This window comes from Luteibacter jiangsuensis (assembly GCF_011742555.1).
Lineage (GTDB): Bacteria > Pseudomonadota > Gammaproteobacteria > Xanthomonadales > Rhodanobacteraceae > Luteibacter > Luteibacter jiangsuensis.
Genome location: NZ_JAAQQR010000001.1, coordinates 132845 through 145778, shown reverse-complemented (window position 1 = coordinate 145778; position 12934 = coordinate 132845). Strand labels below are relative to the sequence as shown.

At 65.6% G+C, this 12934-nt stretch carries 6 protein-coding genes; 4 read left to right on the top strand and 2 right to left on the bottom strand.

Translation table 11 applies throughout. The annotated features are described in order from the left end of the window. Nucleotides 1–31: 31 nt before the first annotated feature. On the bottom strand, nt 32–2914 hold the full coding sequence (locus tag HBF26_RS00590) for a beta-galactosidase (RefSeq protein ID WP_167122048.1): 2883 nt from the start codon (nt 2912–2914) through the stop codon (nt 32–34). Between the two features lie 65 nt (nt 2915–2979). Beyond that, on the bottom strand, nt 2980–4473 hold the full coding sequence (locus tag HBF26_RS00585) for an MFS transporter (protein WP_167122046.1): 1494 nt from the start codon (nt 4471–4473) through the stop codon (nt 2980–2982). A gap of 253 nt (nt 4474–4726) precedes the next feature. Here HBF26_RS00585 and HBF26_RS00580 point away from each other — a divergent pair, with 253 nt between their 5' ends. The 4 genes from HBF26_RS00580 (at nt 4727) to HBF26_RS00565 (ending at nt 12918) form a co-directional block, all read left to right on the top strand. After that, entirely contained in the window at nt 4727–5740 is a 1014-nt protein-coding gene (locus tag HBF26_RS00580; protein WP_167122044.1) for a LacI family DNA-binding transcriptional regulator, read from the top strand. 160 nt (nt 5741–5900) lie between these two features. Then, nucleotides 5901–8432 (top strand): glycoside hydrolase family 3 protein, encoded by a 2532-nt coding sequence (locus tag HBF26_RS00575; RefSeq protein ID WP_167122041.1) that lies wholly within the window; start codon nt 5901–5903, stop codon nt 8430–8432. Nucleotides 8433–8723: 291 nt separating this feature from the next. Then, nucleotides 8724–11153, top strand: a complete 2430-nt coding sequence (locus tag HBF26_RS00570; protein ID WP_167122040.1) for a TonB-dependent receptor — start codon at nt 8724–8726, stop codon at nt 11151–11153. 169 nt (nt 11154–11322) lie between these two features. Continuing rightward, nucleotides 11323–12918, top strand: a complete 1596-nt coding sequence (locus HBF26_RS00565; protein ID WP_167122037.1) for a tryptophan halogenase family protein — start codon at nt 11323–11325, stop codon at nt 12916–12918. Nucleotides 12919–12934: the final 16 nt, after the last annotated feature.

The following is a 12934-nucleotide window of genomic DNA, read 5'->3' as shown; positions in this document are numbered from 1 at the left end:
GGGCCATCGTGGGCCCGGACCGGCGGGGCCGTCACGGGCGAGAAGCGGCCTTCCGCGATCGCATCAGCGCGTCGTAGTCGGGTGCCTCCACCGTTCGTTGCCTCAGCGGCGTGCGGTAATTGCCTTGCCTCACCAGCGACACCTCGCCCAGGCCACCGTCCTGCGCGGTGCTCCATGCGGCGATGGCAATCGTGTTGTCGCCTTGGCGATTCAGCAGGCCCGACGGTAGCTCGAAGTCGGTCTGCGGTCCGACGTCGCTGATGTAGCGGCCGATCTGCCAGCCGTTGACGAACACAACCGCCCGATAGTGGTGGGGAGCGGCATCGTGGATGCGCAGGGCGATGGGCACGTCCTGCCCCTCGGGCAGGTCGAGGCGGAACGTGGTGCGGTACCAGTCGACGCCCGGCGCGTCGGTAACCTGCGGCAAGGTGGCGGCCTTCCATCGTCCGTCGTCGAAGCCGGGAAGCTGCCAGCCCATGCGCTCGCCGAACAGTCCGCCGGCGTTGAACGGGCCACGTACGGGATCGGGGAGGTCCTCGCCACCAGAGTTGCCCTGGATCTTCCAGCGAATGTCGGTGGGCGCGCCGGCGAACGTTGCCGAGAGAAGGCCCCGCCGCTCACGGAACGCGCCATTGCGTTCTTCCTGAAGATGGCCATGGTTGTCGACCAGTACCGACAGCACGTTGTCTTCGCCTTTCTTCAGCCACGCCGGATCGATGGCGAACTCCTGCGCACCGCTTGGGTTGTTGCCCAGGAAATGGCCGTTTAGCCAGGCGGTGAAAATGCCGTGGTTGCCCAGATGCACGCCAATGTTGGCGGCCAGGCGGACGCCGGTCTCCTTGCCCGTGGCGCGAAAGTGCCCGCGATACCAGACGTTGCCGTGGTGAAACCCATAGGCGTCGCTGTCGAGGATGGGCAGGCGGTGGTCCCAGTGCGGGTTGGGCGAGCTCGCACGGTCCGTGGCTTGCCACCGGCTGTCGTCGAACGTGGGCGCGATCTCCGGTGCGCCCATATGCACCCGCCAACGGTCGAGGCGGGGAAGTGTCACGGGCGCGGGACCAGCCACATGCGCGAGAAGGCTGGCGGAAGGCGTCGCCACCGCATCGACCGGCACGCCGTTCCAGGTCACGCCCCGCGTATCGGACGCGGCAAAAACCTCCAGCTCGCCGGCCTGCTCGGTGTCGCCCGTGAGCGCGACGGTGTCGCCGACCTGCATCGCGTCGCGTACCAGATAGGGGCCGCGAACCAGCACGGGGCCCTTGGCGGTGTCCAGCTGCCAGAAGCGGATCGCCGCGTCGTTGTCTCCGATCAGCAGGAGCAGCGAGGCCTCACCCTGTTCGATGACCACGCGCGCAAGGCCGTCATGACGATAGTTGAGCCGCAGCGAATGCGTGGCGGCGTCCCAATGCGTCGCCACGGTTCCTTCGAGGACACGAACCGATGGCTGCGCCGGATAACGCAGGACAGTCTCGCCGTCTTCGCCATGGCGGCCATAGAACAGGGCGAGGTCCTTCGCTCCCTCGCTCAGCTGGGTCATCAGTTCCGAGGTGGAATACGCGAGATTCTGTTTTCCGAAACGGAAGTTTGCGAGCAATATCTTGGCGTCGCGCCCATCCACATGAATGGCCGTGCCGGGCTGCTGCGGCACCGTGGTCTCGCTTGCGCCACCCAGCGCGATCTTCAGGTGGGTGGCATCGTTGGACGTGTCCTGGGGTTCCGCATGGCGCAGGAAGTAGAAGCGCGTGCCGTCGTCGGGGTTGATGCGCGCGGTGGCGCGAAGACGGCGGTTGTCCGGCACCGATGCCCCGACCGCATCGGTTCGGGCCAGCGGCGGCACGGCATGGATCATGTAGCCGATGAGTTTCTGCTGATCGTATTTGCCGGTGAGCTGGCGACTGGCCGTGATCGCGGCGCCGTAGTCGTACGACGTGTAGACGCCCGGCGACGACAACCAGCCCCAATTGATGCCGCCGTAGGTCATGTAGAAGTTCAGCATAGTAGACCCGGCCGCCATCATCGACTCGTAGAACACCCGCTCGAACGCCGGCCCGGTGAGCTTCCGACAGGCTTCGTAGCCGGGGCCGCCCCAGACGTCGAAGGCACCGCCCTGGTACTCGGGGAAGAACAGGGGCGCCTGTGTCAGTTCGCGGCGTTCGGCGCTGAAGTCGTAGATGGCATTCCAGCGCTCCGGGTGCGAGCAGTCGAAGTCCAGCGGATAGGAGTCCTGGCCCGGGATGTCGGTGGCGCCCAGACCCGACACGAAATTGCCATTGTGGTTTCCCGTGAGCGGCACCGTGATGCCGTCGGCGCGGGCCTTGTCTTCCAGGGCCTGCATGTAACGGCGCGTGTCGTCGGACTCGTCGTAGAGTTCGTTCTCCACCTGGTAGAGCAGCACGGTGCCACGCCCGTCGGTCACCTGGTGCCGCGCGATGATCCGGTTGATCTGCGTCATCCATTCCCGGTAGGCGGCGGTGTATTCGGGAGAGTCGGAGCGCGGCTTTCCCGCGGTCGTCACCAGCCAGCCGGGGAACCCACCCGCGTCGGTTTCCGCATTGATGTACGGGCCGGGGCACGCGATGACGTAGATGCCGACGTCACGTGCCATGTCGAGCAGCCGGTCCACGTCGCGGATGCCCGAGAAGTCGTAGACCCCGCGCTTCGGCGAGTGATAACCCCAGTCGAAATAGACCTCCACGCCGTTGAAGCCGGCGGCCTTCATCTTCTGCAGGACGTCGAGCCAGAGGTCGGGGGAGGGCAGGCGCCAGTAATGGAACGAGCCCGACCATAGATACGTGGGTTTCCCGTCGATGACGAGCGAGTAGCGGTCGTAGGCCACCGTATGGCCGGCAGCCGCTGCAGCGGTGGACGCGCCCAGGAACGCCAGCACGAAGCCAGCTCGACGAAACGAGATCATCCCACCTCCGATCGATGACGGATCGCCTTTGCGGCGTCGGCCGAAGGATGGGTGACTTTGGGGTTTTATGCAACTTTGTGGAATTTGCTCCGGAGCCGGGTGCGGGGATCGGGAACGTACAGCGTGCACAGGCCGGCGATGAAGAGACTGGCTCCGCCCAGCCCGAGCGCCGCGATGGGCTGACCATGGAAGCACACGCGCAGCAGCAGGCCGAGAATGCTGGCGGCGAGCACCTGCGGAATCACGATGAAGAAGTTGAAGATGCCCATGTAGACGCCCATTTTCGTCGTGGGCAGACGATCCGAAAGCATCGCGTAGGGCAGCGACAGGATCGACGCCCACGCGAATCCCACACCCAGCATCGACAGGAGCAACCAGCGCGGGTCGCGGATATAAAGGAACGACAGCAACCCGGCGCCGCCCAGGCAAAGGTTGATCATGTGGCTGGACCTCAGTCCCCAATGGCGCACCATCAGCGGGATGACCACCGCGGCCAGGGCACCGAATCCGTTGTACGCGGCGAACAGCACGCCCACCCAGTTGGCCCCCTCGTTATAGGCCGACGACCCGGTATCGGCGGCGGCGTACATCGTCTGCGTCACGCCGGCCGTGGTGTAGATCCACATTGCGAACAGGGCGAACCAGGAGAACAGCTGCACGCCCGCCAGACGGCGCATGGATACAGGCATGCCGTACAGATCGCCCATCACCTCGCGCAGCATGCCCTTGCTGCGGGTGCGACTGAGCCAGGTGAGCAGGAGGCCGAACACGATCAAACCGCCGCCCAGAAGATAAACCTCCTTTTCGAGCGCGAAGTGCCTTATGGCGAAGATCACGCCCATGCCCGCCAACAGCAGCAGCGACCCCGGCCGCCCGGCGCGCGACACGTCCGCCGATGGGCCTTCGGGTACGTTGTCGGTAAACGATCGCAACTGTGTGGGCGGGTATTCCCGTGTGGTGAGCATGGTCCAGAGCACCGCTCCCAGCAGTACGGCACCGCCGGCGTAGAACGCGTATTTCACCGTGTCCGGAATGCCTCCCTCCGGCGCCACGTTGGCGACGCCGAAGTGCGCCAGCACCCAGGGCAGGATGGACGCGACCACGGCACCCGCACCGATGAAGAAGCTCTGCATGGCGAAGCCGGCAGGACCCTGCCGCGTGGGGAGTTGATCGCCCACCAGGGCGCGGAACGGCTCCATCGACACGTTGATCGACGCGTCCAGGATCCACAGCAGGCCGGCGGCGATCCACAGCGCCGGCGCGTTCGGCATCCACAGCAGTGCCAGCGAGGCGAACACCGCGCCGGCCAGAAAATACGGACGGCGCCGGCCCAGCCGGTTCCACGTGCGGTCGGAATAGTGGCCGACGATCGGCTGCACGATCAGTCCGGTCAGCGGCGCGGCGATCCACAGGGCGGGAATGTCGTTCACATCCGCACCCAGGGTCTGGAAGATGCGGCTGACATTGGCGTTCTGCAGGGCCAGGCCGAACTGGAGGCCGAGGAAGCCGAAACACATGTTCCATATCTGCCAGAACGAAAGGGGGGATCGCTCCCTCATCGGCGCCGGGCCTTCATGCCGGCGACGGCATGCCGTTCGCGCACGCCTGTGAACAGCGTGCTCGGCATGTGCGCAGTGAGCCTGCGCCTCGATTCTTGCGGGTCATGGTTTCCTCCTCCGGCGACAGTTATGTCATGGGCCCGCGCGTCCCGCATGCTGCGACCGCAGCATTCACGGCCGCGATCACGCTTGTAAACGGTACGCTTCCGGCGGCATAGTCGATTCAATAGCGCGATCGAAAAACGGAGAGTCCATGCGGGTACGCCTCGAAGATGTGGCGCGCGCAGCGAACGTGTCGCCCAAGACCGTCTCGCGCGTGCTGAATGACGAGGCCAACGTAACGGAGGCCACGCGCCAGCGCGTGCGCGCGGCCATGGAGGCCATGGACTACCGCCCGCATCCCTCCGCGCGCAGCCTCGCCGGGAACCGTTCATTCCTGGTGGCGATGCTCTACGACAACAACGACAACCCGTCGTCTACCTATCTGGCGGAAATCCAGGACGGCGTGCTCGAGGCCTGCGACGCACATCGCTACAGCATGATGGTGCGTCCGCTCCGCATGCGGGACGGCGACTTCATCCGCCGCTTCGACGCGTTGATCTCCGATCACCATCCGGACGGCGTAGTGCTCACTCCGCCCCTCACCGATTACGCACCGCTGCTGAAGCGGTTGCGCGAGCGCAACGTACCGTATGCCAGTGTGTCGCCGCTGCGGAAGGGCAAGACCCTTGGCGTAACGATGGACGAGCAGCAGGCCGCCCGCGCCATCGTGGACCACCTGCTCGCCCTGGGACACCGGCGCATCGCGCATGTGATCGGCATCGCCAATCACGGCGCCAGCCGCTGGCGCCTCGCCGGTTATCGCGAGGCGATGGCCGCCGCAGGCATTCCCGAGGAGCCCGAGTTGGTAGTGCAGGGTGCCTTTACCTTCGCCTCCGGCGTGGCCGCGGCGCGGCAACTTTTGTCCTTGCCCACCCGCCCGACGGCGGTGTTCGCTGCCAACGACGATATGGCCACCGGCGTGATGTGGGCGGCGGGCGAGTACGGATTGAAGGTGCCCCAGGACCTGTCGGTCTGCGGCTTCGACGACACGCCGCTGTCCCGTCAGCTCTGGCCGGCCCTCACCACGGTGCAACAGCCGAGCCGCGAGATGGGCAGGATGGCCGCCGAGCAACTGCTCGGCGAGTTGCGCAACCACGGCAGCGGCCGCCTGGTACAGGTGCCCTTCTCCCTGCAGATCCGCGGCTCTACGGCGGCAGTCCCCTGAAAGTACATGTCCGGCGCAGCACGCCGCCATGCTGCATAGCAAATTGACAGCGCTGTCATTCCTGCCAGTATGCGCCCCGTGAAGCGCGCCGCCGGCGTGCAGCCAGGAGGGTTCAGTGCCGTTGCCGCAGCGATCCAGCGTGTTCTTGCGAAGCCTTTCCATGGCCCTGACCCTTGCCGGTGCCTTGCCGATGACCTCTTCCGTCCAGGCAGCCGATGCTGCCGTCGCGCATCCGGAAACATGGCCCTCCGCGAAGTCGCCGCTGCCGGCCGACCCCCAGCTCGAAGCCCGGGTGCGAGCATTGCTCGCGACGATGTCGGTAGAGGAAAAGGTTGGCCAGATGATCCAGGCCGACATCCAATACGTCACGCCCGACGACGTGCGGCAGTACCGGCTCGGGTCCGTTCTCGCGGGAGGCAATTCGAAACCGCCCGGGCATCCGTTCCCGGTGGCCTCGCAGTGGCAGGCGTTGGCGGACGAGTTCTACCGCGCGTCCATGGACACCTCACGCGGCGGCAAGGCGATCCCGGTGTTGTTCGGTATCGACGCCGTGCATGGCCACAACAATCTGGTCGGCGGCACGCTGTTCCCGCAGAACTCCGCGCTGGGCGCCGCGCGCGATCCGCAGCTGATCCATGACATCGGCGTGGCGACCGCGCAGGAACTTCGTGCCAGCGGCATCGGCTGGACGTTCGCGCCCACGCTCACCGTGCCGCAGAACGGGCGTTGGGGTCGCGCGTACGAGGGCTACTCGCAGGATCCGTCTTTGGTGGCTCGCTACGCCGCCGCGGTGGTGAGCGGATTGCAGGGCAAGCCGCGCACCGCGGAATTCCTGGATGCCAGCCATGTGATCGCGACCGCCAAGCACTTCCTCGGCGACGGCGGCACGGAAAACGGCAAGGACCAGGGCGATGCCCGTATCGGCGAGGCCGCGTTGCGCGACATCCATGGCGCGGGCTACGTCCCCGCGATCGAGGCAGGGGTGCAGGTGGTGATGGTCTCGTTCTCCAGCTGGAACGGGGTGAAGATGGCGGGCAACCGTTCTCTCGTCACCGGTGTGCTGAAGGAGCGCATGGGCTTCGACGGCATCGTTCTTGGCGACTGGAACGCGCACGGTCAGGTGCCCGGCTGCACGAACGAAGATTGCCCCGTGGCCTACAACGCGGGACTGGACATGCTGGAAGCACCCGATTCCTGGAAGGGGCTGTACACCAACACGCTCGCCGAAGTGAAAGCCGGCGTGATTCCGATGAGCCGGGTCGACGATGCGGTGACGCGCATCCTGCGGGTGAAGATGCGCCTGGGCATGTTCGCGGCCGGTTTGCCGTCGTCCAACGCGCTGGCGGTGCGTTCCGCCGAAGTGGTCGGCAGCCCCGCGCATCGCGCGTTGGCGCGCCGCGCCGTTCGCGAGTCGCTGGTACTCCTGAAGAACAACCGCGGGGTGCTGCCGATCGATCCGCACAAGCATCTGCTCGTTGCCGGCGACGGAGCCGACAATATCTCCAAGCAAAACGGGGGATGGACGCTGAGCTGGCAGGGCACGGGCCTCACCAACGCGAATTTTCCGGGAGCCACGTCCATCTGGGGTGGCATCCAGGCGCAGGTAAAGGCAGCCGGAGGCACCGCGGAGCTGTCGCCGGAGGGCGACTACAAACAGAAGCCCGACGTCGCCATCGTCGTGTTCGGCGAAGACCCTTACGCGGAGTTCCAGGGCGATCTGCCGAACCTGGCCTACCGTCCGGGGAACGATCACGATCTGGACCTGCTTCGCAAGCTGCGCGGGCAGGGCATTCCTGTGGTGGCGGTATTCCTGACCGGTCGCCCGCTGTGGCTCAATCGCGAGATCAATGCGTCCGACGCGTTCGTCGTGGCGTGGTTGCCGGGAAGCGAGGGCGAAGGCATTGCCGATGTGCTCCTGCGCACTCCGGAAGGCCGGGTGTCGCATGATTTTCACGGGAAACTGGCTTACGCGTGGCCACGCAGCGCGGCGCAGATTCCGGTGGCGGCGGCTGCCCGGGGCGAGAAGCCGCAGTTTCCGTTCGGATTCGGCCTGACGTATGCGGACCGCACGGATACACCCGCATTGCCGGAAGATCCGGGGCTTGTGCTCAGCAACCAGCAATCCGGCGTTTACTTCACCCGCGGCAAGCCCGCGCGCGATGTCGCGGTGCGCCTGATCGGCGCCAACGGTGAAAGCGTGAATGTCGCTGCGGTGCCTGCCGCTACGGCGGACGGCAGCCTGCGGATGGGTGCGCTCGACTACAAGGCACAGGAAGACGCGCGAAGCCTCAGCTGGAGCGGCAAGGATTCGGGAGCCGCACGCGTCGAGCTGGTGGCTCCTGCGCCCTTGGACGTGGATCGCGAAACCAACGGCGACGTGATGCTCGTGACAACCCTGAGAGTGGACGCGGTATCGGCCGGCGATACGTCGACCATCGGCATCGGGTGCGGGGCAGGCTGCGAAGGTCAGGTGGCCATCGGGCAGCAGCTTTCCTCGTTGCCAAAGGGCCAGTGGCTGCGTGTCGGCATTCCGTTGAAGTGCTTCCGCGCTGCGGGTGCGGACATGAGCAAGGTCGACCGGCCGTTCGAATGGTCGAGCCGCGCGGGAGCAGCGATCGCCATTACGGACGTGTCGCTCGGCACGGTCGCTGACCGCAAGCTGGCGTGTCCGCCGAAAACGGGCCAGCCGTAAACCGCACGGATGTGAAGCACCATGCGTCGCGCCGGTTTGCTCCGCAGCAAAATGCCCGGGGAGACAGGCGCGGCGTAGTCAAGGAAAACCGTGTTTGAAGGGTGTGTATGGACGATGCCGCCGTGCTGCCATGCGGCAAGCATTCGTCGCCCCGGAGTTCTATGATCCAACGATGACAGCGCTGTCATTCAAGGATCGATGACGTGCCGCTCGGGGAATAGGGGAAATCTTTGTCACGACCGATGCACGCGGCGGACAACACATATTCAATCGATGGATGGGGAGAGCCAGATGAGTCTGCATCGCAACTTGTTGTACGTCGCCATATCGCTCGTGATCGCTCCGGGCACGCTGCTTGCCGCGGACCAGGAAACCACGGGGCAGGATGCCGCGTCGAAGAACCCGGCGACCGCCGAACGGAAGGTGCAGAACCTGGACGCCGTCTCGGTCACCGCGACCAAGCGCGAAACGCCTCTGCAGAAGACGCCGGTGGCCGTTACCGCGATCACGGTCGACACGCTCGACAGGGAACGCGTGATGACGGTGCAGGACCTCACGAAGCTGGTTCCCGGTCTGCAAGGCACCTCGCAGGGCGATCATGGCGTCGTGACGCTGACGCTCCGCGGCATCGGCAATGACAGCGCCAAGACCGAATACGCCGATCCGGAAGTCGCCACCTTCGTCGACGGCGTCTACGCGCCGCGAGCCGAGGCCGCTTCCGGCCTGCTGCTCGACATGGAAGGCGTGGAAACCCTGCGTGGCCCGCAGGGCACGCTCTGGGGCCGCAATTCCACCGCCGGCGCCATCAGCTTCCAGACCGCCAAGCCGGACATCGGCGCGGGCTTCTACGGCAACGCGCAGGTGGAAGCCGGCAACTACAACCAGTCGGGTGCAAGGGCGGCGTTCAACCTGCCCATCAGCGATACCTTCGCCATGCGCGTGGCCGCGGTGCACCAGCAGCACGACGGCTACGTCGATTACCAGAAGCCATCGGGGCAATTGCCCAGTGTGGCCCAGCAACAACAGGCCTACCTCGCCTCCGGCGGCAACCCGGCCAACTTCAGGCCGATCGATCCCAGCTGGTACGTGCAGAACGGCGACAAGTACAACGCACAGGATCAGTCCGCCGCGCGCATCAGCACGTTGTGGCAGCCGAGCGACGCCTTCAAGTGGAACCTGTCGTACGAGTACTTCGTCGATCGCGGCACGCCCAGCCTCAGCCTGATGCAGACTCCGCGCCAGGGCCAGGATTTCTGGTCGGCGCTGATCGACACCGCGCCCTACCTGCACCGCACGTCGAACACCGTGCGCAGCCGCATGGACTGGACGATCAACGACGGCGTGCAGCTCAGCTACATCGCCGGCTACAACAAGTATTCCGGCAAGAGCGACTTCGATCAGGATGTGGGCGTCAGCGTACCGACCAGCTTCACGACCAACGGCGTCTACCAGGACGATCGCACCAACGACTCCAACTACAAGAACTGGAGCCAGGAAATCAACCTCAAGTCCGTGGGCCCGCAGACCGTGGACTGGATCCTCGGTGCGTACTACGGCTACGAAGACAACGATATCCGCTTCGACATCCCCATCATGAACGGCACGCGCTACGGTACCGTGAGCTGGCAGGGTTCCTTCATCCAGCCGAAGGAAACCGTGGAGTCGTATGCGGTGTTCGGTCAGGCCACGTGGCACTTGAGCGATCACTGGCGCTTGACGGGCGGCGCGCGCTGGTCGCACGACACCAAGGAAAACAAGGGCGGCATCAACTGGGGCTGGGCGTATGACCCGACCGTTCCCCAGGTACCCATTTCCCCGGATGTGTATCCGAATCCGTCGAACGGCTTCTCCATCTCGCAGCGGAACACCGCCCGCTACAGCAAGAGCAAGCCCACCTGGTTGCTGCGCCTGGACACCGACGTGAGCGAGAACGGCTTGCTCTACGCCAGCGTGTCCACCGGCTACAAGTCGGGCGGCACGCAGGACGCGGGCACGCTGTACAAGCCCGAGACGCTGACCAACTACGAAGTCGGCAGCAAGTTCACCTTCCTCGATGGCCACATGACGTGGAACTCGGCCGTCTATTACGAAGACTTCAAGAACTTCCAGCTCTCGGCGCCCATCGTGTACCCGGATGGCAATCATGGCCTGGGCTTCTCCAATGTGGGCGGCAGCACCAAGGTCCTCGGCATCGAATCGGAACTGGCCTATCAGGCCACCGACGATCGCTTCAACCTGATCTTCTCCGCCATTCCGAAGAAGGAACTGGGACGGCTGGTGTATGCCGGTTCGAACGATTACCAGGGCCTGCCCGCGTGCCCGCCGGAGTCCAACCTCGCCAACTGCGCGAACGTGACCGGCAACGACCTGCCGCATGCGCCCAACGTGTCGCTCACCGGCATCTACGAGCATACGTTCCACCTCGCGAACGGCGGCCGCCTCACGCCACGCATCAGCGCGCAGTACCAGAGCTCCCAGTGGCTCAGCTACTTCAACCTGGGCTCGGGCGACCGGCAGAAGTCGTACACCCGCGGCGACGTGTCGCTGCGCTACAGCGAGCCGGGCGACAAGTGGTGGGTGAACGCGTATGTGCAGAACGTCTCCGACGGGAAGATCCGCACCAGCGCCGGCCGCTTCCTCATGTCCGACGGGTCGCTGCAGTACGTGTCGCAGTACCTTGCGCCGCGTACGTATGGCGTCCAGCTCGGCGTCTGGTTCTGACCCTGATGCACGGCGGCCCCCATGACGCGTCGGCCGCCTGAGGTTTGCCGTTCTGGCGACGCCCCGGAAGGGCGTCGCCATCTCTCCCAGTGAATGGCGCTTGCCGGGCTCGCGTGGGGCGGCCCGGCAATTCTTTTTGATCATCGTTCGGCAGCGGCGGGGACACTCCATGGCGCGTCTGAAGAAAGTATTGATCGTGGGCGGCGGCACCGCCGGATGGCTGGCGGCGTGCTATCTCGCCAAGGCGGTCAGCGCGGTCGATCCGCGGAGCGTGCAGGTGCACCTGGTGGAATCGCCCGACATCGGTCTGCTGGGTGTCGGCGAGGCCACGTTCCCCTCCATTCGCGGCACGCTGTCGGCCATCGGTCTCGACGAGCGCCGTTTCCTCGTCGGTGCCACGGCAACGTACAAACAGGGCATCCACTATCGCCACTGGGTACGCCCGCCCGGCGCACCCGGGCCGGATCATTTCTTCCACCCGTTCAACGTTCCCAGCCAGCGGCCTGGTGGGCCGGAGCTGCTGCCGTACTGGCTGCTGGGCGTCGCTCCCGCGGGCATGCCGTTCGCCGACGCCGTGTCGATGCAGACCACCCTGGTCGATCACTCGCGCGCGCCCAAACGGGCAAGGGATGCGGACTACCAGGGCCCGATGAACCATGCGTTCCACTTCGACGCCGCCTGCTTCGCACGCGTGCTGGCGGAGCATGGCCAGCAGGCACTCGGTGTGGTGCGCCATGAGGCGACCGTGGAGCGGACGGAACTGGACGAGCGTGGCGCCATCGCACGGGTGGTGACGAAGGAGGAGGGCGCACTCACCGCCGATCTCTACGTGGACTGCACCGGCCTGCGCGGCGCCCTCATCGGCAACGCCATGCAGTCGCCGTTCCGCAGCCGCGCGGATGTGCTGTTCGCCGACCGCGCTGTGGCGATGCAGGTACCCTATGACACCCCCGACGCCCCGATCGCCTCGTACACGATTTCCACGGCCCAGGAGGCCGGGTGGATCTGGGACATCGGCCTGCAGAAGCGGCGTGGCGTGGGTTACGTGTATTCGTCGCGGCACACCGACGACCAGCGCGCCGAGGAAGTATTCCGGCGCTACGTGGGCCCCGCGGGCGATGCCCTGAAGGCCATGCACATCAAGTTCGAAACGGGGTACCGTCCGGAGCATTGGCGCAAGAACTGCGTGGCGGTAGGCCTCGCAGGCGGCTTCGTGGAACCGCTGGAATCCACAGGCATTGCCCTGGTGGAACTGGCGACCTATATGCTCACGCACCTTCTACCCATCGACACCGACGAGATGGAAGGCGCCGCGCGTCACTTCAACGAGATGATGGTGGCCCGTTACGATCGCATCATCGACTTCATCAAGATGCACTATTGCCTGAGCCAGCGCCGCGATTCGCGTTTCTGGATCGACAACACCGACCCCGCGAGCATTCCGGCGACCCTGCAGGACAAGCTCGCGAAGTGGAAGCGCCGCCCGCCGCACAGGCTGGATTTCGTCAGCGACCTGGAGATGTTCATGACCTCCAGCTGGCAATACGTGTTGTACGGCATGGAGTTCAAGACCGATCTCGAACCCATGCGCAGCGCTTACCCGCAGGTGGACGCCGCGCGCCACGAGTTCGCCATGATCCAGCAGGCCGCCCTGCGCGCGCTCGACGATCTGCCGGATCATCGGGCGCTTGTCGAGCAGCTGTGTGAAGAGCACGTCCGGCGCGGCCAGGGTCATGCCGCCGGCGTTGTCCACGCCTCGGCCTGAACCACTGTCGACGACG

Excerpts from the sequence above, each read along its gene's own strand:
- HBF26_RS00590 (WP_167122048.1), bottom strand. The coding sequence starts at position 2,914 with ATGATCTCGTTTCGTCGAGCTGGCTTCGTGCTGGCGTTCCTGGGCGCG.
- HBF26_RS00585 (WP_167122046.1), bottom strand. The coding sequence starts at position 4,473 with ATGAGGGAGCGATCCCCCCTTTCGTTCTGGCAGATATGGAACATGTGT.
- HBF26_RS00580 (WP_167122044.1), top strand. The coding sequence starts at position 4,727 with ATGCGGGTACGCCTCGAAGATGTGGCGCGCGCAGCGAACGTGTCGCCC.
- HBF26_RS00575 (WP_167122041.1), top strand. The coding sequence starts at position 5,901 with ATGGCCCTGACCCTTGCCGGTGCCTTGCCGATGACCTCTTCCGTCCAG.
- HBF26_RS00570 (WP_167122040.1), top strand. The coding sequence starts at position 8,724 with ATGAGTCTGCATCGCAACTTGTTGTACGTCGCCATATCGCTCGTGATC.
- HBF26_RS00565 (WP_167122037.1), top strand. The coding sequence starts at position 11,323 with ATGGCGCGTCTGAAGAAAGTATTGATCGTGGGCGGCGGCACCGCCGGA.